Annotated in this window: 21 protein-coding genes; 11 read left to right on the top strand and 10 right to left on the bottom strand. The window is 67.9% G+C overall.

The genetic code is table 11. The features are described 5' to 3' along the window. Nucleotides 1-94: 94 nt before the first annotated feature. The gene (locus tag ACIPR8_RS15655; protein WP_446541603.1) at nucleotides 95-1,000 is read right to left on the bottom strand and encodes a LysR family transcriptional regulator; all 906 of its coding nucleotides are present in this window, start codon (nucleotides 998-1,000) and stop codon (nucleotides 95-97) included. A gap of 124 nt (nucleotides 1,001-1,124) precedes the next feature. Here ACIPR8_RS15655 and ACIPR8_RS15650 point away from each other — a divergent pair, with 124 nt between their 5' ends. The 4 genes from ACIPR8_RS15650 (at nucleotide 1,125) to ACIPR8_RS15635 (ending at nucleotide 5,181) form a co-directional block, all read left to right on the top strand. Beyond that, nucleotides 1,125-1,991: a pirin family protein gene (locus ACIPR8_RS15650; protein ID WP_446541602.1), complete on the top strand. Its 867-nt coding sequence runs from the start codon at nucleotides 1,125-1,127 to the stop codon at nucleotides 1,989-1,991. Nucleotides 1,992-2,088: 97 nt separating this feature from the next. After that, the gene (locus tag ACIPR8_RS15645; RefSeq protein WP_446541601.1) at nucleotides 2,089-2,778 is read left to right on the top strand and encodes an isochorismatase family protein; all 690 of its coding nucleotides are present in this window, start codon (nucleotides 2,089-2,091) and stop codon (nucleotides 2,776-2,778) included. Nucleotides 2,779-2,844: 66 nt separating this feature from the next. Continuing rightward, on the top strand, nucleotides 2,845-3,486 hold the full coding sequence (locus ACIPR8_RS15640; RefSeq protein WP_132862316.1) for a hydrolase: 642 nt from the start codon (nucleotides 2,845-2,847) through the stop codon (nucleotides 3,484-3,486). Between the two features lie 267 nt (nucleotides 3,487-3,753). Further along, nucleotides 3,754-5,181: a short-chain fatty acid transporter gene (locus tag ACIPR8_RS15635; protein WP_446541713.1), complete on the top strand. Its 1,428-nt coding sequence runs from the start codon at nucleotides 3,754-3,756 to the stop codon at nucleotides 5,179-5,181. Nucleotides 5,182-5,353: 172 nt separating this feature from the next. On the opposite strand, the gene ACIPR8_RS15630 is transcribed toward ACIPR8_RS15635, so the two are convergent. Beyond that, nucleotides 5,354-5,884, bottom strand: a complete 531-nt coding sequence (locus tag ACIPR8_RS15630; protein ID WP_446541600.1) for a GNAT family N-acetyltransferase — start codon at nucleotides 5,882-5,884, stop codon at nucleotides 5,354-5,356. Between the two features lie 235 nt (nucleotides 5,885-6,119). Then, entirely contained in the window at nucleotides 6,120-8,105 is a 1,986-nt protein-coding gene (locus ACIPR8_RS15625; RefSeq protein ID WP_446541599.1) for a UvrD-helicase domain-containing protein, read from the bottom strand. Nucleotides 8,106-8,178: 73 nt separating this feature from the next. Between ACIPR8_RS15625 and ACIPR8_RS15620 the strand changes: the two genes are divergently transcribed. Next, on the top strand, nucleotides 8,179-8,799 hold the full coding sequence (locus ACIPR8_RS15620) for a thymidine kinase (protein ID WP_192288341.1): 621 nt from the start codon (nucleotides 8,179-8,181) through the stop codon (nucleotides 8,797-8,799). A gap of 180 nt (nucleotides 8,800-8,979) precedes the next feature. On the opposite strand, the gene ACIPR8_RS15615 is transcribed toward ACIPR8_RS15620, so the two are convergent. From ACIPR8_RS15615 to ACIPR8_RS15600, 4 genes are all read right to left on the bottom strand, one after another. Then, a complete protein-coding gene (locus ACIPR8_RS15615; protein WP_446541598.1) occupies nucleotides 8,980-10,581 on the bottom strand; it encodes a glucan biosynthesis protein in 1,602 nt (533 codons plus the stop codon). A 268-nt stretch (nucleotides 10,582-10,849) separates the two neighbouring features. Continuing rightward, nucleotides 10,850-11,662, bottom strand: coding sequence for a bifunctional DNA-formamidopyrimidine glycosylase/DNA-(apurinic or apyrimidinic site) lyase (gene mutM / locus ACIPR8_RS15610; protein ID WP_446541597.1), 813 nt, complete (start codon nucleotides 11,660-11,662; stop codon nucleotides 10,850-10,852). A 154-nt stretch (nucleotides 11,663-11,816) separates the two neighbouring features. After that, nucleotides 11,817-12,146 carry an EF-hand domain-containing protein gene (locus ACIPR8_RS15605; protein WP_446541596.1) on the bottom strand — a complete coding sequence of 110 codons (330 nt, stop codon included), beginning with the start codon at nucleotides 12,144-12,146 and terminating at the stop codon, nucleotides 11,817-11,819. Next, nucleotides 12,143-13,345 carry a DesA family fatty acid desaturase gene (locus tag ACIPR8_RS15600; protein ID WP_446541595.1) on the bottom strand — a complete coding sequence of 401 codons (1,203 nt, stop codon included), beginning with the start codon at nucleotides 13,343-13,345 and terminating at the stop codon, nucleotides 12,143-12,145. Before ACIPR8_RS15600 ends, ACIPR8_RS15605 begins: the two co-directional genes overlap by 4 nt. Nucleotides 13,346-13,472: 127 nt before the next feature. Between ACIPR8_RS15600 and ACIPR8_RS15595 the strand changes: the two genes are divergently transcribed. Together ACIPR8_RS15595 and ACIPR8_RS15590 are read left to right on the top strand one after the other, a co-directional pair. After that, entirely contained in the window at nucleotides 13,473-14,291 is an 819-nt protein-coding gene (locus ACIPR8_RS15595; protein ID WP_446541594.1) for an ABC transporter ATP-binding protein, read from the top strand. Between the two features lie 87 nt (nucleotides 14,292-14,378). Continuing rightward, complete coding sequence (locus ACIPR8_RS15590; protein ID WP_192288347.1) at nucleotides 14,379-15,218, top strand: acid phosphatase; 840 nt, start codon at nucleotides 14,379-14,381, stop codon at nucleotides 15,216-15,218. A gap of 138 nt (nucleotides 15,219-15,356) precedes the next feature. Here ACIPR8_RS15590 and ACIPR8_RS15585 read toward each other — a convergent pair whose 3' ends face one another. Then, entirely contained in the window at nucleotides 15,357-17,660 is a 2,304-nt protein-coding gene (locus tag ACIPR8_RS15585; protein ID WP_446541593.1) for a TonB-dependent receptor, read from the bottom strand. A 174-nt stretch (nucleotides 17,661-17,834) separates the two neighbouring features. On the opposite strand from ACIPR8_RS15585, the gene ACIPR8_RS15580 reads away from it, so the two are divergent. The 3 genes from ACIPR8_RS15580 to ACIPR8_RS15570 all read left to right on the top strand — a co-directional run bounded on the left by ACIPR8_RS15580 (nucleotide 17,835) and on the right by ACIPR8_RS15570 (nucleotide 20,734). After that, nucleotides 17,835-18,845: a TIGR00266 family protein gene (locus ACIPR8_RS15580; RefSeq protein WP_446541592.1), complete on the top strand. Its 1,011-nt coding sequence runs from the start codon at nucleotides 17,835-17,837 to the stop codon at nucleotides 18,843-18,845. Between the two features lie 146 nt (nucleotides 18,846-18,991). Further along, the gene (locus tag ACIPR8_RS15575; RefSeq protein ID WP_446541591.1) at nucleotides 18,992-19,588 is read left to right on the top strand and encodes a hypothetical protein; all 597 of its coding nucleotides are present in this window, start codon (nucleotides 18,992-18,994) and stop codon (nucleotides 19,586-19,588) included. A 108-nt stretch (nucleotides 19,589-19,696) separates the two neighbouring features. After that, a complete protein-coding gene (locus ACIPR8_RS15570; RefSeq protein ID WP_207911836.1) occupies nucleotides 19,697-20,734 on the top strand; it encodes a patatin-like phospholipase family protein in 1,038 nt (345 codons plus the stop codon). A gap of 156 nt (nucleotides 20,735-20,890) precedes the next feature. Here the strand turns inward: ACIPR8_RS15570 and ACIPR8_RS15565 are convergent, their stop codons facing one another. After that, the gene (locus ACIPR8_RS15565; protein WP_192288350.1) at nucleotides 20,891-21,373 is read right to left on the bottom strand and encodes an Lrp/AsnC family transcriptional regulator; all 483 of its coding nucleotides are present in this window, start codon (nucleotides 21,371-21,373) and stop codon (nucleotides 20,891-20,893) included. A gap of 132 nt (nucleotides 21,374-21,505) precedes the next feature. Between ACIPR8_RS15565 and phhA the strand changes: the two genes are divergently transcribed. Next, the gene (gene phhA, locus ACIPR8_RS15560) at nucleotides 21,506-22,396 is read left to right on the top strand and encodes a phenylalanine 4-monooxygenase (protein WP_132862301.1); all 891 of its coding nucleotides are present in this window, start codon (nucleotides 21,506-21,508) and stop codon (nucleotides 22,394-22,396) included. A gap of 45 nt (nucleotides 22,397-22,441) precedes the next feature. On the opposite strand, the gene ACIPR8_RS15555 is transcribed toward phhA, so the two are convergent. Beyond that, entirely contained in the window at nucleotides 22,442-23,176 is a 735-nt protein-coding gene (locus ACIPR8_RS15555) for a hypothetical protein (protein ID WP_446541590.1), read from the bottom strand. Nucleotides 23,177-23,288: the final 112 nt, after the last annotated feature.

Genomic DNA, 23,288 nt, shown 5'->3' with positions numbered 1-23,288 from the left:
GGCGCTCCTTTGCGAGTGATCGACCAAGTTCACCAACGGCATGTGCATTTCCTGTGACTGTCCCCGGTTCAGGATCGATCGCGCCGTCGCCGGCTCAGGATTCGTCCAGCTCGGCGAAGCGCGCGGCGAGGAAATCGATGAACTCGCGCACCGACGGCAACAGCCCGCGCCGCGACGGGAACACCGCGTGCACGATCTCCTTCGGCGGGGCCCAGTCCGGTGCCACGCGCAGCAGGCGGCCCTGCTCCACCGACTCGCGCACGATCATCGAGGGCAGCTGGGCCACCCCGACACCGGCCCAGGCCGCTTCGCGCAGGGCCGTCATCCCGCGCGTGACCAGCCGCGGCGCATGCGCCACCACCGCCTCGGCGCCACCGGGGCCGATCAACCGCCAGACATGCTCGGCCTGCGGCACGCCCAGCGCCACGCTCGGCAGCAGGTGCAGGTCGGCCGGGCCATGCGCCATGCCATGCCGCTCGACCAGCGACGGCGCCGCCACCAGGCATTGGGTGCGCTCGGCCAGCACCTTCAGCACCAGCTCGCTGTCCTCCAGCGGCGGCGGGCGCACGCGGATGGCCAGGTCGAAGCCTTCGGCGATCACGTCGACGCGGCGGTTGGTGGCCTCCAGGTGCACCTGTACGTCGGGGCACTGCGCCATGAAGTCGGCCACCATCTTCGCCACCCGGAAGTCCAGCAGCATGGTCGGGCAGCTCACCCGCACGATGCCGCGTGGCTGCGAGCGGGTCATCTCGATGGATTCGGCCGCCGCCTCGGCCTCGACCAGCATCGCCCGGCAATGCGCGTGGAAGGTCTGCCCGATCTCGGTCACCGAGAAATGCCGGGTCGAACGCTGGATCAGCCGCACCCCCAGCCGTTCCTCCAGCAGGGCGATGCGCCGGCTCAGCTTGGACTTGGGCTCGCCCAGCGCCCGCCCGGCCGGCGCGAAGCCGCCGTAGTCGACCACCTTGGCGAAGTAGTACAGGTCGTTCAGGTCCTGCATGGCGCGTCCCATCGTTCACCAGATAGGACTATGAGACCATTTTTTGCCGTCTACCGGGGGTATCGTCCCAATCCTAATCTTCGCTTCAACGAAGGCGCACCCGCGCCGCCACTGGAGCAAAGACATGAAGAAGATCAGCGGCCTCTACAGCGCCCCCCGCCCGCACTGGGTCGGCGACGGCTTCCCGGTCCGTTCGTTGTTCTCCTACAACACCCACGGCCGCCAGCTCAGCCCGTTCCTGCTGCTGGACCACGCCGGCCCGGCCGAGTTCAGCCCCACCGACACCCCGCGCGGGGTCGGCCAGCACCCGCACCGCGGGTTCGAGACGGTCACCATCGTCTATGACGGCGAAGTGGCCCATCGCGACTCCACCGGTGCCGGCGGCGAGATCGGCCCGGGCGACGTGCAGTGGATGACGGCCGCCTCCGGCATCCTGCACGAGGAGTTCCACTCCGAGGCCTTCACCCGCCGCGGCGGCAAGCTGGAGATGGTGCAGCTGTGGGTGAACCTGCCGGCCAGCGACAAGATGGCCACGCCGGGCTACCAGAACATCGGCAACGCCGACATCCCGGTCGTGCCCCTGGCCGATGGCGCCGGCTCCGTCCGCGTGATTGCCGGTGCGTTCGGTGGCCAGCATGGTCCGGCCCGCACCCACACGCCGATGGATGTCTGGGACCTGCGCCTGCAGCGTGATCACCACGCCACGCTGGACTTCGCCGAAGGCCACACCGTGGCGATGGTGGTGCTGCACGGCACGGTGCTGTTCAACGGCAGCCAGGTGGCCCGCGAAGGCCAGATGGTGCTGTTCGACCGTACCGCCGGCGAGGTGGCGCTGGAAGCCAACGCCGATGCCACCGTGCTGGTGCTGGCCGGTGAGCCGATCGATGAGCCCATCGCCGGCTACGGCCCGTTCGTGATGAACACGCAGGAAGAAATCCGCCAGGCGATGGAGGACTTCAACTCCGGCCGCTTCGGCCAGATCGCCGCTTGAACCCATGACCGGGCGTAACCGCCCGGTCACTTCCCCGTCGCGCCTGCATTACCGATGCAGCGCGACCGTCCCATCGCTACTCAATGAGAGCCCCGCCATGAATGCCTTCCCGTACGCGGCCAACTTCAACGGCGCCAAGCCGGTGATCGACCCGGACAACGTCGCCATGCTGCTGATCGACCACCAGAGCGGCCTGTTCCAGACCGTGCATGACATGCCGTTCACCACGCTGCGCCGCCTGGCCGCCACGCTGGCCAAGCTCGCATCGCTGGCCAGGATCCCGGTCATCACCACCGCCTCGGTGCCGCAGGGCCCGAACGGCCCGCTGATCCCGGAGATCCACCAGAACGCACCGCACGCCAAGTACGTGGCGCGCAAGGGCGAGATCAACGCCTGGGACAACCCCGACTTCGTGCAGGCGGTGAAGGACACCGGCAAGCAGCAGCTGATCATCGCCGGCACCATCACCAGCGTGTGCATGGCGTTCCCGTCGATCGCGGCGGTGGCCGAGGGCTACCAGGTGTTCGCGGTGATCGATGCCTCGGGCACCTATTCCAAGCAGGCCCAGGAAATCACCCTGGCGCGGATGATGCAGGCCGGCGTGGTGGTCATCGACGTGGCCGCCGTGGCCTCGGAGCTGCAGAAGACCTGGAACCGCGCCGACGCCGCCGAATGGGCGCAGGCCTACACGCAGATCTTCCCGAACTACCAGCTGTTGATCGAGAGCTACAGCAAGGCGCAGGAAGTGGTGACCAACCACGAACCGCTGGATTCGCAGCGCGATTGATCCGTTTTCCCCCGCACCGCGTGCGCCCTGCGCGCGGTGCATCCCTCCCTGCAAAGGAGCTTTGTGATGACCAGCGAAACCAAGCGTGACCCGAAGACCGACGATCTGCTGACCCCGGAGAACTCCGCCCTGATCGTCATCGATTACCAGCCGGTGCAGGTGAACTCCATCGCCTCGATGGACCGCCAGTTGCTGGTCAACCACATCGTCGGCGTCGCCAAGGCCGCAAAGGTCTATGGACTGCCGATCGTGCACTCCACGGTCAACGTCAAGACCGGCTTGAACAAGCCGCCGATCCCGCAGCTGCGCAAGGTGCTGAAGGACGAGCCCACCTACGACCGCACCACCATCAACTCGTGGGAAGACGTGGAGTTCCGCAAGGCCGTGGAGGCCACCGGCCGCAGGAAGCTGATCATGACCGCGCTGTGGACCGAGGCCTGCCTCACCTTCCCGGCGCTGGACGCGCTGCGCGAGGGCTACGAGGTGTACGTGCCGGTCGATGCGGTGGGCGGCACCTCGCTGGCTGCCCATGACGCCGCCCTGCGCCGCGTCGAGCAGGCCGGCGCCAAGCTGATCAGCGTGCCGCAGCTGTTCTGCGAGCTGCAGCGCGACTGGAACCGTGCCGACACCGCCAAGCAGTTCATGGAGCTGTTCATCAGCACCGGCGGCACGGCGGGCATCCAGTTCGGCTACGACGCGGCGGAGTGATGCAGGAGTGGATGGGGAGCTCAACCGCATTACCCCACCCCAGCCCTCCCCTTGGCTTACGCCAAAGGGAGGGAGCTGAAAGCACCACTCTGCAGGCTGATCGAACGGCACGAATCGCCCCCTCCCTTTGGCGTAAGCCAAGGGGAGGGCTGGGGAGAGTCGGCATTGGCGGGCAAATCCCTTCAAGCTGAACCCGCCCCTCCATCCAAAAGTCCAGTTCCCCCCGCCTGCACGGGATTGCTACCGTCGCGTCGTAGTCCTCAACCGATAGCCCCCATGCAGACTCCCCAAGACACCGCCTCGGCGCGATTCGCCATCCGCTGCGCCCAGTTCGCCGAGCGCTGGTTCCCCGACTCCTGGGTGTTCGCCGCCCTCGCCCTGGCTGCCGTGTCGCTGGCCGCACTGGCCATCGGCGCCCCGGCCACCGAAACCGCCAAGGCCTTCGGCGATGGCTTCTGGAGCCTGATCCCCTTCACCATGCAGATGGCCTTCGTGGTCATCGGCGGTTACGTGGTGGCCTCCTCCGGCCCGGCCTCGCGGCTGATCGACCGGCTTGCCCGGGTACCGCGCAACGGCCGCACCGCGGTGGCGCTGGTGGCCACCGTGTCGATGCTGGCCTCGCTGTTGAACTGGGGCCTGAGCCTGGTGTTCGCCGGCCTGCTGGTGCGGGCGCTGGCGCGCCGCAGCGAGCTGAAGATGGACTACCGCGCCGCCGGCGCGGCGGGCTATCTCGGCCTGGGTGCAGTATGGGCACTGGGCCTGTCGTCCTCGGCCGCGCAGCTGCAGGCCAACCCGGCCAGCCTGCCGCCGTCGATCCTGTCCATCACCGGCGTCATCCCGTTCACCGAAACCATCTTCCTGTGGCAGTCCGGCGTGCTGCTGGCAGCCTTGGTGGTGGTGTCGCTGGTGATCTCCTACGTCACCGCGCCCAACGCCAACTCCGCGCGTGACGCGGCCGACTGCGGCGTGGACGTGCACCACGACGTCGCCACGCCCAAGGCCACGCCGACCCGCCCCGGCGAATGGCTGGAACACAGCCCGCTGCTGATCCTGCTGCTGGTGCTGCTGGCCGCCGGCTGGCTGGTGCATGAGTTCTCGACCAAGCCGGCCATCCAGGCGATCTCCGGCCTGAACACCTACAACCTGCTGTTCCTGATGCTGGGCGCGCTGCTGCACTGGCGCCCGCGCAATTTCCTGGACGCGGTGGCGCGCGCGGTGCCATCCACCACCGGCGTGCTGATCCAGTTCCCGCTGTATGGCTCCATCGCCGCGATCATGACCACCGTCAACGGCAGCGACGGCCACAGCGTGGCCCACCTGATCTCCACCTTCTTCACCCGGATCGCCAGCCACGACACCTACGCGCTGCTGATGGGCAGCTATTCGGCGGTGCTGGGCTTCTTCATCCCCTCCGGTGGCGGCAAGTGGATCATCGAAGCGCCGTACGTGATGCAGGTGGCCAACGACCTGCAATACCACCTGGGCTGGTCGGTGCAGATCTACAACGCCGCCGAAGCGCTACCCAACCTGATCAACCCGTTCTACATGCTGCCGCTGCTCGGCGTGCTGGGCCTGAAGGCACGCGACCTGATCGGCTTCACCTTCGTGCAGCTGCTGGTGCACATCCCGCTGGTGCTGCTCCTGCTGTGGGCGCTGGGCGCGACCCTGGCCTACGTGCCACCGGTGATGCCGTAAGGCTTTGGCTTTGGCTCCAGCCCCTCTCCCGCCAGCGGGAGAGGGGTTGGGGAGAGGGCAAGAAGCAAAACCCTGCTGACCTCAGCGACACAGTGCCTAGCCCGAACCCTCATCCGCCCTTCGGGCACCTTCTCCGGCAGGGAGAAGGGCGGCTACGACGATGCCTGGAAATTCAGTCAGCCCCCTCCGCCAGTAAAAACAGGAACAACTCCTCGTCCTTGCCCGGCAGCGTCACCACGCCTTCCGCCACGAACCCCAGCTTCTCCAGCAGCGCCACCGAACGCGCATTGCCCTTGGACACGATCGCGCACAGCGTCCCGATGCGCAGCGCATCGCGCGCATACGCCACCACCGCGCGCGCGGCTTCCAGCGCGTAGCCGCGCCCGCCGAATTCCCCCAGCAGCGCGTAACCCACGTCGACGTGGGCCAGGCCATCACGACGCACCAACCCGGCGTTGCCCATCCACGCACCGTCCTCGCGCCGCTCGATCACGTACATGCCGAAGCCGTTGGCCACGTAGCTGGCGAACGGGCCGTTGCGGATGTAGTCGCGGGCCTGCTCCTGCGTGCGCACGCCGCGGTCGCCGATGTACTGGTGGAAACCCGGCTCGTTGAGCAGGGCCAGCATGCCGGCCGCGTCGGTGTCGTCATCGCGCAGCAGGCGCAGGGTGAGGCGTTCGGTCTGGATCAGGGGCTGGGGCATTGCCGGGTTCCGTGCGGGATGTGCAGGCCGAGCTTACCGCTCCCCGGCCCTCCCCTCCGCCTGCGGCGCAAGGGAGGGAGCAAAGCGGTACACGTTGACCTGACCGACCGTCATGATCCGCCCCCTCCCTTTGCCGAAGGCGGAGGGGGTGAAGAGCAGCGTTTGCACGCCATTGGTGTGCGGTCCGATGAACGCCCGAAGGCTGTGCCTGAGGGCCGGGCGGGCTGGGGAGGGGTCAGTCAAACAACGCCTGGATCGCCGCCAACCCCGCCTTCGCGCGCTCCTGCTTGTGCGCGGCATCGGCCACCGGGTCGGCGCCATCGCGCTGGATCTCACTGGCCGGCAGCTCATCGAAGAAGCGGCTGGGCTTGAGCCGGATGTGCTCGCCGAACTTGCGGGTCAGGCGGCTGAAGCTCATCCACAGCTGCACCTTGGCGCGGGTGATGCCCACGTACAGCAGGCGGCGCTCTTCCTGCAGGTTGCCCTCATCCAGGCTGACCTGGTGTGGCAGCACGCCGTCCTCGCAGCCGACGATGAACACATACGGGAACTCCAGTCCCTTGGACGCATGCAGCGTCATCATCCGCACCTGGTTGCCGCCGTCGTCCTTGTCGTTGCGCGAGATCAGCGCCAGCTGCGCGGCCATGTCGGCGGCGCTGGCACCGCGCGGGCCGCTCTCGAACCACGAGGCCAGTTCCTCGACGTTGTTGGCACGGCGCTCGTAGCTGGTGGTGTCCTTGGCCTGGTGGCGCATTTCCGCCAGCAGGCCGGAGTCCTTGGCCACGCGCCGCACCAGGTCACCCGAGCTCATCTGGCGCATGTCCATGCGCAGCGCGCGAAGGATGTCGGTGAACTTGCTCAGGCTGTTGGCCGCGCGCGGCGGCAGCTGCGCCAGCGCGCCCATCGCCTCGGCGGCCTGCGCCATCGGCATGCCCTTCTCCGAGGCCAGCTCGGCCAGCTTGGCCAGCGTGCTGGCGCCAACGTCGCGCTTGGGCGACTGCACCGCGCGCATGAACGCGGTGTCGTCGTCCGGGTTCACCAGCAGGCGCAGCCAGGACAGCGTGTCCTTCACTTCCTGCCGCTCCAGGAACACCGTGCCGCCGTTGAGGTGGTACGGCACGCCGACCAGCTGCATCGCCTTCTCCAGCGGCCGCGACTGGAAGTTGCCGCGGAACAGGATGCAGAAATCACTCCACGGGATCTTGCGGTTGGTGGCCAGGAAATGGATCTCCGAGGCCACCTTCTCGGCCTCGTGCTCGCTGTTGCGGCATTCCCACACGCGGATGCGCTCGCCGTCGGCCTGGTCGGACCACAGCGTCTTCAGGTGCTCGTGCGGGTTGTGCGCGATCAGGGCGTTGGCCGCGCGCAGCACGCGGTTGGAGCAACGGTAGTTCTGCTCCAGCTTGATGATCTTCAGCGCCGGGTAGTCGCGGCCCATCTGTTGCAGGTTTTCCGGGTTGGCGCCACGCCAGGCGTAGATCGACTGGTCGTCGTCCCCCACGCAGGTGAAGTTGCCACGCGGCCCGGCCAGTTGCTTGAGCAGCCGGTACTGGGCGTCGTTGGTGTCCTGGCATTCGTCCACCAGCAGGTAGCCGATGCGCTCGCGCCAGGCCAGGGCGATGTCCGGGTTTTCTTCCAGCACCTGCACCGGCAGGCGGATCAGGTCATCGAAGTCCACCGCGTTGAACGAGGTCAGCCGCGCCTGGTACAGCTCGTAGACCATGGCCGCGTTCTTCTCGCGGCTGCTGCGCGCCGCCGCCATCGCCTGCTCCGGCGACAGGCCGGCGTTCTTGGCCCGCGAGATCAGGTTCTTCATGTCCTCGATGTCGTCGGGCTTGGCATTGCTGCCGCCCAGCAGGTCCTTGATCTGGCCGCCCGCGTCATCGGCATCGAAGATCGAGAAGCTGCGCTTCAACCCCACCTGTTCATGTTCGATCTGCAGGAACTTCAGCCCCAGCGCGTGGAACGTGCAGATGGTCACCTCGGCGGCATCCTCCGCGCGCAGGCGCTTGGCCACGCGCTCGCGCATTTCCTTGGCGGACTTGTTGGTGAAGGTGATCGCCGCGATGCGCCGCGCCGGGTAGCGGTTGCTGCCGATCAAGTGGGCGATTTTCTCGACGATCACGCGCGTCTTGCCACTGCCTGCACCGGCCAGCACCAGCAGGGGACCTTCGGCGTGCACCGCCGCCGCGCGTTGGGGGGGATTGAGGGAGTCGAGCATGGGGTCGAATCAGTCGCAGGGCGGCAGTGTAATCCATCGCCCGTGAGCGCCGGCCGGCGCGGTAAAATGGCCCATGGCCAAGCTTTATTTCTACTACTCGGCGATGAACGCCGGCAAGACCACCACCCTGCTGCAGTCCGCCCACAACTACCGTGAGCGCGGCATGCGGGTGGCCCTGCTCACCCCGCGTCTGGACCACCGCGCCGGCACCGGCGTGGTCGCCTCGCGGATCGGCCTGCAGGCCGAAGCCACCGCTTTCGAGCACGACACCGACCTGCAGAAGCTGATCGAGCAGGACATCGCCCGCCACGGCAAGCTTGGCTGCGTGCTGGTGGACGAGGCCCAGTTCCTGAGCAAGGCGCAGGTCTGGCAGCTGTCCGAGGTGGTCGATGAACTGCGTATCCCGGTGCTGTGCTACGGCCTGCGCACCGACTTCCGCGGCGAGCTGTTCGAGGGCAGCCAGTACCTGCTGGCCTGGGCCGACGAGATGCAGGAGATCAAGACCATCTGCCACAGCGGCAAGAAGGCGACGATGACCGTGCGCGTGGATGAGAATGGTTTTGCCGTGCAGGACGGCCCGCAGGTGGAAATCGGCGGCAACGAGCGCTACGTGTCGGTCAGCCGCGCCGAGTTCAAGAAGATCACGCGCGGCGAAGGACGCATCGACCCGATGCAGGCACCGCTGCCGTTGTGAGGTGATGTGCGGAGGGCACATGCGTTACCCCTCCCCAACCCTCCCCTTGGCTACGCCAAAGGGAGGGGGTGATTTCTGCAGGTCGGTCGAATCACAGTGAGGCCCAGCTTCTGCTCCCTCCCTTTGGCGTAGCCAAGGGGAGGGTTGGGGAGGGGTGCCTCAAGCAGGGACTCGAGCCAATCAATACAACGTCCGCTCCGGCGCATCGGCCGGCGGCGGGCTGTACTGGTAGAGCCACGTCTCGGTCAGGGTCTTGCCGGCGCTGCGCAGGTACAGGCGGACGTCGATCTGGTCGTAACTGCCTTCCGGCGGCACCAGGTCGAACATGGCGCGGTAGCCCTTGATCTCGCGCAACGGGCGCGCCGAGACGATCTCGACCTTGCCGCGGCTGGTTTCCACCACCGCCTCGACCTCGGCCTTGTCGATCAGGCCGGCCAGTTCGCCGCCTTCGAAATCCACCGCGAAGCGCCACGAGAAGTACTCGCGCTTCTTGCCGATGATCCCGCCCAGGCCGGTGCGGCTGGCCACGCAATGCGCCAGCGGCGGCCGAGCCGGCGGCTGCGCGCCCCAGTACAGGCGGTAGCCGACCAGCAGTTCCTGGCCGGGCTGCGGCTTGGCCGTGGGGTTCCAGAACGCGACGATGTTGTCGAAGGTTTCATCGACGGTGGGGATCTCCACCAGCTGCACCGAACCCTCGCCCCACTGCCCCTTCGGCTCCACCCACAGGCAGGGGCGCTTCTCGTAGAACACGCCATCGTCCTGGTAATGGTCGAAGTTGCGGTCACGCTGCAGCAGGCCGAAACCGCGCGGGTTGTTGTCCATGAACATGTTGAAGCGCAGGTGCCGCGGGTTGCACAGTGGGCGCCAGATCCATTCGCCGGCACCGTTCCACATCGACAGGCCGTCGGTGTCGTGGATCTCCGGGCGCCAGTCCCAGTCCATGCGGCGGTCGTTCTCGCCGACCTGGTACATGCTGGTGCACGGCGCGATGCCCAGCCGCTCGATCTGACTGCGCGGGTACAACGCGCTGTCGATGTCCATCAGCAGCACCTCGCCATTGGTGATCGCGAAGCGATACGCACCGGCCACGCTGGGTGAGTCCAGCAGGCCATAGACCACGAGCGTGTCGGAGTCACCGCTGGGCTGTTCCAGGTAATAGGCGATGAAGTCCGGGAATTCCTCCGGCTTGCCCATGCCGGTGTCGATCGCCAGGCCGCGCGCGGACTGGCCGTACTGGCCCTCCTTGCCCACCGCGCGGAAATAGCTCGCGCCGAGGAAGGCGGCGAAGTCGCGATCGGTGTCGGCACGGGTGTTCAGGCGGAACCCGGCAAAGCCCAGGTCGGCCGGCAGGCGCTTGCCGTGCACGCCACTGCTGCCGTAGTCGAACGCATCACCGTCGTAGGCCAGCTCCTGCGCCTTGCCATCGGCCACGTCGAACATGCGCACCGGCGAATGGAAGTACAGCCCCAGGTGGAAGAACTTGGCCTGGAACTTGCCCGGCTGGTTGGCCCACAGGGCATGGTCCTGGCGGTAGCGGATGGACTGGTACTGGTCCCAGTCCAGCGCTTCCAGCTCGGCTGGCAAGGTGCGCTTGTGGCTCTGGTACGGCGCGGCCGCCAGCGCCCGCGCCTGGCCCTTGAGCGCGGCGAAATCGAAGGGCTGTGGCTGGCCGATGCGGCGCAGGCCCAACTGGGTCGGCGTGGCCGCGCAGGCGGCGAAGGAAGGCAGGCCGAAGGCAGCCAGTGCGGCGGCGGCATTGCGCAGGAAATCACGACGTTGCATGCAGTCGTCCGGAGCAAAAAAGGTTGCGCATGATAGGCATACGCCGGCTAACTCTGGAGTGAGCGCCTGCGCGGGGCCGTGGGTAGATCAACCGCAACGGCACCCCTCCCCGACCCTCCCCTGCTGCGCAAGGGAGGGGGCGGTCCCTGCAGATCGGCCAGGTAGCAGCGCAGCCCTGCTTTTGCCCCCTCCCTTTGGCATCGCCAAGGGGAGGGCCGGGGAGGGGTGCCGTTGCTGTTGCAATTGCCCCTGCGCCGCCGCCAGCCACTCACCGCTGGCAATGCCCGCACCACACCGTCGCCCGCTGGCCGATGGTGGCGTGGCGCAGCGCGCGCCCGCACTGCTTGCAGGCCTCCCCCTCGCGCCCGTACACCAACAGCTCCTGCTCGAAGTAGCCGGGAGCACCGTCGGGGCTGATGAAGTCACGCAGCGTGGTGCCGCCGCGCACGATGGCGTGGCCGAGGATGGCCTTCACCGCATCGGCCAGCCGCTGGTAGCGCGCACGCGAGACCTTGCCCGCTTCGCGCAGCGGGTTGATGCCGGCCATGAACAGGCTTTCGGCCGCGTAGATGTTGCCCACCCCGACGACGATGCCCTGGTCCATCAGGAAGGTCTTCACCGCCGCGCTGCGGCCACGGCTGCGCTGGAACAGGTAGTCGCCGTCGAAGTCATCATCCAGCGGCTCCGGGCCCAGGCCGCGCAGCAGTTCATGGGTTTCCCCGGGCGGTTGCCACAGCAGGCAACCGAACCGGCGCGGGTCGTTGAAGCGCAGCAGGCGGCCATCCTCCAGGCTGATGTCGACGTGGTCGTGCGCACGCACCGGCGTATCGCCGGGCAGCACGCGCAGGCTGCCGGACATGCCCAGGTGCAACACCGCGCTGCCCGCTTCGGTGTCCAGCAGCAGGTACTTGGCACGGCGGCGGATCGCGGCGATGCGCTGGCCCGGCAGCTCGGCCTCGATCTCCGCCGGGATCGGCCAGCGCAGGTCCGGCCGGCGCAGGATCACGCCATGGATGCGCCGCCCCTGCAGGTGTGGCTCCAGCCCACGGCGGGTGGTTTCTACTTCGGGTAATTCGGGCATGTCGCGTTCCAGAATCGTTTTTCGTAGGAGCGGCCTCGGCCGCGAAGCTGGCGTTGTTGAACGACCCGCTTCAACCGCCGATGTGCATTGCCTTGCCAGTGCAGGACGTGGTTTCGGTTCCGCGGCCAAGGCCGCCCCTGCGCCGCGCCGTCGCTCAACGCGGCGGTGCCATCAGCTCGCGGGCGCTGAGGAACCCGTCGCCATTGGCGTCCTGCCGCGCGAACCGCGCCAGGATCACCTGCCGCTGTTCCTCGCGGGTGATCGGCTTGCCACGGCCACCGGGTTGTTCTTCCGGCTCCAGCACGCCATTGCCGTTGCGATCCATGCGGTCGAAGGCGTACAGCATCCACTGCAGGTACTCGTCCGGGCTGACCTTGCCGTCGCCATCGGCGTCCATGCGTTGCAGGTATTCGTGGGTGTCCTGTACCTGCGCCATCGCCGGGCCGGCCAGCAGCAGGCCCATCAGCACCGTCACCGTCCTCATGCGGCGCTGAGCGCGTAGCCCTTCAGGCGCGCGGCATAGGCCTGCAGCACCGCACTGCCACTGGCCTCGGCGTCCTGGCACCACTGCTGCAGCTGGCGCAGGCGCTCGGCGGCATCGTGGCTGCGGGCCTCCAGCAGGGCCGACAAGCGCGCACGGTAGTCGACCAGCAGCTGGATGCGCGGGCGCTGCTGCACCCAGTCCTGCAACTGCTCGCGGCAGGCCGGCTTGAGCCAACGGCCATCGTTGACCAGACCCTTGCGCAGGCGCCGCGGCAGCAGTTTGCGCAGCTTGGCACCGGCGGCGGTGGCTTCGTCCTTCAACGCCGGTGCGAACACGTTGCGCTGGTAGTCGGTCATGGCCTGGAAGCGGTGCGAGAGCAGCGCCTTGAGCGTGTCCGCATCGGGCACGGTGATGTTGGGGCGGATGTCCATGCTCGGTGCCACGCGCAGCACCTTGGCCAGGCGCAGCGCCTGCAGCAGCCGGATCGCCTGCCAGCCGATGTCGAACTCCCAGCGCCGCATCGAGAAGCGCGCCGAGCTCGGGAAGGCGTGGTGGTTGTTGTGCAGCTCCTCGCCGCCGATCCAGAACGCCCACGGGGTGAGATTGGTGGAGGTGTCGGCCGACTCGAAGTTGCGGTAGCCCCACCAGTGGCCCAGGCCGTTGACCACACCGGCGGCCCAGAACGGGATCCACGCCATCTGGATCGCCCACAGCGCGATGCCCGGCAGGCCGAACAGCACCATGTTGACCACGAACAACAGCACCGGCCCGAGGTTGGCGTGCGGCGTGTACAGGTGCCGCTCGATCCAGTCCTCCGGCGCGCCGCGCCCGTACTGCTCGATGTCGCCGCGCAGCGCGCGGGCTTCGCGGTACAGCTCCACGCCGCGCCAGAACACGCGGTCGATGCCCTTGGTCACCGGGCTGTGCGGGTCGTCCTCGGTCTCGACCTTGGCGTGGTGCTTGCGATGGATGGCCACCCACTCGCGGGTGATCATCGAGGTGGTCAGCCACACCCAGAAGCGGAAGAAGTGGGCGATGAGCGGATGGAAATCCACGCCGCGATGGGCCTGGCTGCGGTGCAGGTACAGGGTCACCGCGAAGATGGTCAGCTGGGTGACCACCAGCAGCACCGCCAGCATGCCCCACCAGCCCAGGCCGGCGATGCCACCAGTGAGGAAATCAAACAGGGCGTCAGGCATGGCGGGACTCCGTGGCAGGTCGGTGCCAGATGAAACAACCGCTACACATGATGGGGGCTGTCGGCGCAAACTTCATCCACCGGCGGGTCGTCCGTTGGTCGAATCCTCAGCTGCCGCTCACCTCCTGATGTCCATCGCCCCCGCCGCCAGCCCGGCCCCCCTGATCGAACTGGACCATGCCTGCGTCATCCGCGGCCAGGTCCGCGTCCTGCATGAATTGAAACTGCGCATCGAGCAGGGACAGCACACGGCGATCCTCGGCCCCAACGGCTGCGGCAAATCCTCGTTCATCAAGCTGATCACCCGCGAGCTGTACCCGCTGGCACGTGCGGACGGTCACATACCGGTGCAGGTGCTGGGCCAGACCCGCTGGCAGGTGGACCGGCTGCGCTCGCAGCTGGGCATCGTCACCGGCGACCTGTCCAGCAACCTGTCCGACATGCCCGGGTTGAGCGTGGAGGAAGCGGTGATCTCCGGCTTCTTCGCCAGCTACGTGGTGCCGGCGCACCGCGACGTCACCGACGCCATGCGCCAGCGTGCCCGCCAGGCGCTGGAACTGGCCCGCGCCCTGCCCCTGCTGGGCCGCAGCTACGCCGAGCTGTCGGCCGGGGAAACCCGCCGCGTGCTGATCGCGCGGGCGCTGGTCAACCAGCCACGCGCCCTGCTGCTGGACGAACCCTCCACCGGGCTGGACCTGATCTCGCGCCAGCACCTGGTCGACACCATGCAGCACCTGGCCCGGGAGGGCATCACCCTGGTGCTGGTCACCCACCACATCGAGGAAGTGATCCCGGAAATCGGCCGCGTTGTGCTGATGAAGGGCGGCCGCATCCTGGCCGACGGCCCGCGCGCGGAGCTGTTGTGCTCCGGGCCGCTGTCCGAGCTGTTCGGCGGGCCGGTCCAGGTCCGCGAGGACGAAGGCCGGCTGACCGCCTGGGTCGGGTAAACGGGCCATCGCCACTGCCCCGATCCACCGGGGCGGTGCCGGCAATGCGATGATGCCGGTCCGTTCCGTCGTTTCCGCCGTACCCGAATGTCCCGTACCCGCTTCCCGCTGCGCCTTGCCGCAGCCGTTTCGCTGGCCGCCGCCCTGGCCGCCTGTTCCAGCACTCCCACCCGTTCCGGTGCGCCGGACGAGGACCCCACCCAGCACGCCAGCGGCTACCTGCAGGGCGATGCCATTCCCGACAGCCTGGCGCTGAGCCCGGCCCCGCCGGCCCCGGGCTCGGTCTGGGCGCAGCTGGACGAGGCCGTGGCCCGCGAGGCCATCGGCATGCGCGGCAGCGCGCGCTTCCAGCAGGCCCATGCCGACGCCGACCTGTCCTTCCCGGCCGGCGCCGAGCAGTTCAGCTGCGCGCTGGGCGTGGCGGTCACCGCGCAGGACACGCCGACGCTGTACACCCTGCTCGAACGCAGCCGCATCGATGCCAGCGCCGCCACCAAGGCCGCCAAGCACCACTACCAGCGCCCGCGTCCGTTCATGGTCAACAACGAGCCGACCTGCACCCCGGAGGACGAGCAGGACCTGCGCAAGAGTGGCTCCTACCCGTCCGGGCACACCTCGATCGGCTGGGCCTGGGCGTTGATCCTGGCCGAGATCGATCCGGAGCACGCCACCGCCCTGATCGAGCGCGGCCGCAACTACGGCCACAGCCGGCTGGTCTGCAACGTGCACTGGTTCAGTGACGTGCAACAGGGACGCTTCATGGGTGCGGCCACGGTCGCCCGCCTGCACGACAACCCCGAGTTCGTCGCCGACCTGGCCAAGGCACGCCGCGAGCTGGCGTACGCCCGCACGCTGAAGCGATCGTTGCCGCGTGACTGCGCCGCCGAGACCGCCGCGCTCACCTCCGACATCTCCGAAGCGCGCTGAGCAATGCGGGGGAGTGCCGGGCCATGCTCGGCAAGGGGCGTTACCGTTGAAGCCCCAGCCGAGCATGGCTCGGCACTACGGAAATGAAGAAGGCGCGGATTGCTCCGCGCCTTCTTCGTTCAACCTGCAGACCGGCGCTTAGAAGCGGGTCTTGAACTCCACGCCCCACAGGCGCGGCTCGTTGATGAAGCCGGTGAGGTTGTTGAAGTCGATGCCGCCAGTGGCGCGGATCTGGTTGGTGATGTTGCGGCCGTACAGCGCCACGTCGTAGTCCCCGTCGTTCCACTGGTAACCCAGGCGCAGGCCGCCTTCCAGCAACGACTTGCCGGTGAATTCCCTGGACTCGTACAGGAAGAAATTCACTTCGCTGCGGTACGCCCAGTCGGTGAACACGTAGAACTGCGCACCATCGGCCAGCGGCAGCGACCAGCGTGCGGTCAGGTTGTGGGTCCACTCCGGTGCCTGCGGCAGTGAGTTGCCGTTGATCCGCGCCTTGCCATCGATGACAGGGTTGGTCACGGTGCACGAGAAGCACGGTGCAACGCTGAGATCGGCGTCCTTGATCTCGGTGTGGTTGTACCCGCTGCCCAGCGTGACCAGCAGGTTGTCGGTCAGGTAGGCCTGCAGGTCCAGCTCGAAGCCCTGGCCCACGCTCTTGTCGGCGTTGAGCAGGATGTTGGCGTTACCCAGCTCGCCGCCCACGGCGGTCAGCTGCTGGTCCTTGACCCGGTAGTGGTAGACGCTGGCATTCAGGCGTGCACGGTTGTCCCAGAAGTCCGCCTTCACGCCGGCTTCGAAGGACAGCACGGTTTCCGGGTCGGCCACGGTCTTGTCGTTGAAGGCGCCGGCCGACTGGATCGAGCTGCCGCGGAAGCCGGTGGCAACGCGCCCGTAGACGTTGACGGTGTCGTTGACGGCGTAGGTGGCCGAGAAGTCCCAGTTGAACTTCTTGTCCTTGGTCGAGGCCGACAGGTACGGGTCCACCGCGTCACCACGGGCGAAGGCCGCCTGCTGGGCGGCGAGCAGGCCGGCCAGGTCGCACTTGGCCGACAGCACGCACGGGGAGAAGCCGGTGTTCCAGTAGTCCTTGACCACCAGGTCCTTCTTGTCGACGGTGTAACGCACGCCGGCGCGCAACTCCAGCTTGTCGGTGGCCTGGAAGGTCACCCCACCGAACGCCGCCCAGGCATCGTTGGTCTGGTTGATGCGCTGGAAGCCATCCTGCCTGCTGCCGTTGGTGGTGTCGTAGCTGTAGCTGTCGACGTCGTAGTCTTCCTTGAAATAGAACAGGCCGGCCTGCCAGTTCAGCGGCCCGTCGTTGAGCGATTCCAGGCGCAGTTCCTGCGTCCACTGCGAATGGCTCGGGATGCCGTCGGCGGTTTCGGAGGCAAACGGCACTTCAGGGGTGAAGTACGGGCCGGAGGTGCCGTCGATGTCACCCACGCTGTAGGTGTCCACGGTTTCGTAGCCGGTGATCGAGGACAGCTTGAGGTTGCCGAAGTCCCAGCTCAGGCGCGCGTTGGCACCGCTGCTGTCCAGCTCGGAGTGGTTCAGGCCGTCGATGGACACCTTGTCCTCGTCGAAGCCGGCGACGAAGTCGTTCGTGCCCGGCTTGAAGATGTTGCCGCGGAACAGGCGCGCGGTGCCGTTGAGGTGGCGCTTGTGCGCACCCAGCAGCGCCTCGAAGTTGTCGCTTTCGTACAGGAACTGCACGCGCACGGCGGACTCGTCATAGCCTTCCAGGCCGTCGTTCGGGCCGGTGCCGGTGTTCTTCACCCAATCGTCGCGACGCTGGTACAGCGCCGACACGCGGGCCGACCAGCGCGCGCTCAGCGCGCCGCCGACGGCGGCCTCGACGTTCCACAGGTTGTCGCTGCCGTAGCCGACCTTGCCGTAGCCGTTGAACTCCTGGGTCGGGCGCACCGAGTCGAACTTCACCACGCCGGCCGGGGTGTTGCGGCCGAACAGCGAGCCCTGCGGGCCGCGCAGCACTTCCACCTGCTCCACGTCGAAGATCGGGAAGCCCTTCAGGATCGGGTTCTCCTGCACCACGTCGTCGTACACCAGCGACACCGGCTGCGAGGTGTTCAGGCGGAAATCGGTGTTGCCGTAACCGCGGATGTAGAAGCGCGGGAACGCACGGCCGAACGAGGATTCGATGTTGAGGCTGGGCACGCGGCCGGACAGGTAGCGCACGTCGGTGCCGCCGGAGGCCAGCGCGTCGAGCTTCTCGCCGCTGACGGTGCTGATCGAGACCGGCACGTCCTGGATGTTCTCCACCTTGCGCGCGGCCGTGACCTTCACGGCGTCCAGCGTGGCGGCTTCCTTCTGTGCGGGGGTGGCGTCCTGGGCCATCGCGGCCAGGGGGAGCAGGGCGGCTACAGCGACGAACAGCGGATGCGCAGCCGGGAAGCGGCCGCGGACAGTACGGGTCGGGGACATGGCGAAGAAGGGCCTGTTGGGAGGAATGGGGAACTGCGCCTAGCACGGAATTGTTGCAGTACAACATTCGTATCGCAATCGTTCAGGTATTCAGACGCATGACGCCTGTCAGGGGTGAAAAAGCCACCGCACTGCATAGACTTGGGCTTCCTTACCCACACCAGGCGATGCGCCATGACCCAGTGGTATTTCCATGTTCCCGGCCAGTCCGACCGGGTCGGCCCGCTCGATGAGGCAGCGGCCCGCGCCTACGCCCAGGCCAACCGCCAGGCACTGGCCTGGCGGACCGGCATGCAGGGCTGGCAGCCGGTCGGCGAAATCGCCGAGTTCGGCGGCCAGGCCGCCCCGCCGCCGATGCCGCCGCCGGTCGGGGGCAACCGTAGCCGGGCCGATGATATCGACTTCCGCATCGTCGGCCATGAGATGCAGTTCGTCGAAATCGAACTGGACCCGGGCGAGAGTGCCATCGCCGAAGCCGGCGCGCTGATGTTCAAGGACGCCTCCGTGCAGATGGACACCGTGTTCGGCGACGGCCGCCACGAGGGCCAGGGCGGCTTCATGGACAAGCTGCTGTCGGCCGGCAAGCGCGTGATCACCGGTGAAAGCCTGTTCGCCACCGTCTACACCCATACCGGCCAGGGCAAGGCCAAGGTCGCTTTCGCCGCGCCCTACCCCGGCACGGTGCTGGCGATGAAGCTGGACCAGCACGGCGGCAAGCTGGTCTGCCAGAAGGACAGCTTCCTGGCCGGCGCCCGTGGCGTGCAGGTCGGCGTGCACCTGCAGCGCAAGGTGATGACCGGCCTGTTCGGCGGCGAGGGGTTCATCATGCAGAAGCTGGAGGGCGACGGCTGGGTGTTCGTGCACGCCGGTGGCTGCGTGGTCGAACGCGAGCTGGCCGCCGGCGAGCGCATCGACGTGGATACCGGCTGCGTGGTGGCCTACCACGCCGGCGTGGACATGGACGTGCGCCGCGTCGCCGGCCTGAAGAGCATGTTCTTCGGTGGCGAAGGCGTGTTCCTGGCCACCCTGACCGGCCCGGGCAAGGTGTGGCTGCAGTCGCTGCCGTTCTCGCGCCTGGCCGGCCGCATGTTCGCCGCCGCCCCGCAGGGCGGTGGCCAGAGCCGCGGCGAAGGCTCGGTGCTGGGCGGGCTGGGCCGCATCCTGGACGGTGACAACCGCTTCTGAAGCCGTCGCGGTCCCGGGCCTCCGGCATGCCGGATGGTCCCGGGCCCGGGGGCGCTGCGCCTGCCCGGGCGACGCCTGGCGTCCTTGCCTGTGCGTGGCCGGTTGTCTACCCTCCGCGTTCGTTTTCCGGGGGGAACCGGCCACGCATGGACGCACACGACAACATCTACGCACCCCCACAGGTGCCACTGGAAACCCGCACCGCCGAGCGCCCGGCGCTGCCGCCGTTCTACGTGGTGTCCCTCCGCAAGCTGGTGCTGCTTTCCATCGCCACCGTGGGGCTGTATTCGCTGTATTGGTTCTGGCGGCACTGGAAGCTGCACAAGCTCGACCGGAAGCTGGACATCTGGCCGGTCCCGCGCGCCATCTTCGCCATCTTCTTCGCGCATGGCCTGAACGAGGAAATCGACCACCGGCTGCGGCGCGCGGGCCAGCGCCACGACTGGTCGCCGGGCACGTGGGCCACGGTGTACGTGGTCTCGGCGATCATCGGGCAGATCATCAGCCGCCTCCCGGATGCCATGCTGGCACCGGGTCCGAGTTTCGGATTGGCCATGCTGACCGTCGGCGGCGGCACGCTGGCGATGGTCCAGGCCCAGCGCGCGGCCAACCTGGCCTGCGGCGACCCGACGGGCTCGGCCAATGCCCGGCTCACGCCGCTGAACTGGCTGTGGCTGGTGCTCGGCGGCCTGTTCTGGTTGCTGGTGCTGGTGGGCCTGGCGCTTTCCCTGGGCGACAGCTGAGCCGGGGCCCCTGGCCCAGCGAAGCCCCGCCTAAACGGCGCGGCCACCGGCACGGTCCCTGCCCGGCGCAAAGCGCTATGCTGGCGCCCTTTTCAACGCCCCCTGTTCATCATGAAGCCGCGCAACGCCCGCCTGCTGCTGTCCCTTGCCCTGTTCGGCCTGCTGGCCGCATGCGGTGGTGAAAACACCAAGCCGACGCCGCCGCAGGCGGCGCGACCGAGCACCCCGCTCAAGCCGGTGAAGATCGGCGTGGCGCTGGGTGGCGGCGCGGCCAAGGGCTTCGCCCACATCGGCGTGATCAAGATGCTCGAAGCCAACGGCTTCGAGCCGGTGGTGGTGTCCGGCACCAGCGCCGGCAGCGTGGTCGGTGCGTTGTACGCCAGCGGCATGGATGCCTTCCAGATGCAGCAGAAGGCCGTGGCCCTGGACGAGGCCAGCATCCGCGACGTGCGCCTGTTCTCCGGCGGCCTGGTACAGGGCCAGAAGCTGCAGGACTACGTCAACGCCCAGGTCGGCAACAAGCCCGCCGAACAGCTGCGCAAGCCGTTCGCGGCGGTCGCCACCCAGCTGGAGACCGGTGACCGCGCGGTGTTCGTGCGCGGCAACGTCGGCCAGGCGGTGCGTGCTTCCAGCTCCATCCCCGGCGTGTTCGAACCGGTCACCATCGGCGGCAAGACCTACGTCGACGGCGGCGTGGTCAGCCCGGTGCCGGTGGATGCCGCGCGCCAGCTCGGCGCCGAGTTCGTCATCGCCGTGGACATCTCCAGCCGCGCCAACGGACAGCGCCCGACCAGCCTGCTCGGTGCGGTCAACCAGTCCATCACCATCATGGGCCAGCGCCTGGGCGAGCAGGAGCTGGGCCGCGCCGACGTGGTGATCCGCCCGGCGGTGCTGGACATCGGTGCGGCCGATTTCGAGCAGCGTGGCCGCGCCATCCTGGAAGGCGAGAAGGCCGCGATGGCCGCGATGCCGCAGATCCGCGCCGGCGTTGCCCGCCTGCAGCAGGCCCAGGCCACGGCGATCCGCACCGCCGAAGCCCGCACCGCCGCCGCCCAGGCCGAAGCCCACCAGCGTTGCCAGGACAGCCGTTCGCGCATCGAGAAGCTGCGCGGCGTGGTGAAGGACTGCAGCGCCCCGGCGCGTTGATGCTTCAAGCCGCTCCCCTTTGGCGTAGCCAAGGGGGAGGTTGGGAGGGGGCGCTTCCGGTTCTGCGCAGTGGATGACATCACCGCAGAAAGCGCCCTCACCCCAACCCCTCTCCCGCACACGGGAGAGGGGCTTCAAAGCTGCAACATCCGTTCATTACCGCCCCAGCTGCGACAGCGGCAGCGCGCGGAACTCCTTGACCGTGCGCAGCACGAAGCTCGAGTTGACGTCGGCCACGCCGGCCGCATCGAGCAGCTTGTCCAGCAGGAAGGCCGAGAAGTGGTCCAGGTCGCGCACGTAGACGTGCAGCAGGTAGTCCATGTCGCCGGTGAGCGCGTGGCAGGCCACCACTTCATCCCACAGCTGCACCGCCTCCACGAAATGATTGATGGCCGCCTGGCCGTGCTTGGACAGCTGCACCCGTACGAACGCCTGCAGGCCCAGCCCGATCGCACGCGGCTCCAGGCGAGCGCCATAGCCGGCAATGACACCCTCCGCTTCCAGCCGTTGCACCCGCCGCAGGCAGGCGGACGGTGACAGGTTCACCCGTGCTGCGAGCTCGGCATTGGTGGCGCGCCCATGCTGCTGTATTTCGGCCAGAAGCCGAAGATCCGTGCGATCAAGCGTGACTGAAGCCATGTTTGTTGCTCCGCAACATTAAATCGCCGCAACAATATTGCGCCAGGAGCGGCTGACGGGGCAATTTCGCAAACCTGTTGCGCGGCAAGCTTCCTACCATGCGGTTATCTATTCCCTTATGGAGCTGCCGCCATGGAAGCCAACCCGCGCCGCGTCGAACACCAGCAGACCGACAAGGGTTACGTGCCGGTCTATACCACCGCCGTGGTGGAGCAGCCGTGGGACAGCTACAGCGCCGACGACCATGCCACCTGGAGCACGCTGTACCAGCGCCAGCGCGAGCTGCTGGTCGGCCGTGCCTGCCAGGAGTTCCTGGACGCGCAGGACGAGATGGGCATGAGCGAGCACATGATCCCGCGCTTCGACCAGCTCAACGAAGTGCTGGGGGCCGCCACCGGCTGGACCCTGGTCGGCGTGGAAGGCCTGCTGCCGGAACTGGATTTCTTCGACCACCTGGCCAACCGCCGCTTCCCGGTGACGTGGTGGATCCGCCGCCCGGACCAGATCGACTACATCGCCGAGCCGGACCTGTTCCACGACCTGTTCGGCCACGTGCCGCTGCTGATGAACCCGGTGTTCGCCGACTACATGGCCGCCTACGGCCGTGGCGGGGTCAAGGCGCATGCGATCGGCCCGGAGGCACTGCAGAACCTGACCCGCCTGTACTGGTACACGGTGGAGTTCGGCCTGATCAACACCGCTGACGGGCTGCGCATCTACGGCGCCGGCATCGTCTCGTCCAAGGGCGAATCGCTGTACTCGCTGGAGTCGGCCGCGCCCAACCGCATTGGCTTCGACCTGGAGCGGATCATGCGCACCCGCTACCGCATCGACACCTTCCAGAAGAGCTACTTCGTCATCGACGGCTTCGAGCAGCTGATGGCCGCCACCGACCCGGACTTCACCCCGATCTACGCGCGGCTGGCCGCGCAGGAGCATTTCCCGGCCGGTGACGTGCAGGACGGCGACCGCGTGTTCCAGCGCGGCACCGGCGAAGGCTGGGCCAGCGACGGCGACGTCTGAGCCACGCAGCGCCTCCACGCTCCCGGGGACCGCGACCGCCGGCACTCACTCCGCCGGCGATTGCATCCGCGGCGACGGCGTCGGCCGGGTTCCGCGGCGCCCGCCATACTTGCGGTTCAAGCCGTAGCCGATGAGCACGGCCACCAGCACCGGCGCCGCCCACGGGAACAGCTCGATCAGCAGCGGCGGCACGGGCGTGTGCGCCTGCAGCCACTGCCACACCGGGCGCATGCCGATGCTCAGGAACGCCACATGGGTGGCAATGCCCGCCCCCAGCATCGACTGGTAGTGCTGGCGGAACGCCCAGTCCGGCCGCCCCGGGCCACGGCGGCTGAAGTTCCACATGCGCCAGCCTGCCCACAGGCCGATCACCGAAAAGCCCAGGAACAGCATCTGGCCGCGCTGCACGCCCACCACCAGCACCGCCCCTGCCAGCAGCACCATCGGCCACAACGCCAGCTTCCAGCCCACACGCGCCACCATCTGCTTCCAGTCGCGCTTGTCGGTGACCGCCCGCCACGCCAGCCAACTGGCATTGCCGGTGATGGCGATCAGGTACGCCAGGAACAGCGCGGTCAACGGCTGGTGGCGGAAGAAGGCGAACTGCACGGTGATCGGCACCGCGGTGACCACGATGGCGGCCATCGCCCCCAGGTACACCTTGCCGAGCAGGCGGTGGCGCGGTGAGCCCTTCTTCATCAGCGCCGCGGCCCAGAACCCGGCCAGCGCGACCACACCGGCCACCACGTGCAACATGACGATCAACGAATATCCAGGCATGACGGCGTTCTCTCCAGGCAATGCCGTCCGGATGCAACGGCTGGTGCACAGGCTCGCGCAGGCGACAGCGCGCGGGCAGTCACCGCGGTCACCCGCGGACCCTGCCGGAAGT

The organism is Stenotrophomonas sp. LARHCG68 (genome assembly GCF_052871705.1).
This window is presented reverse-complemented; position numbering and strand designations above follow the sequence as displayed.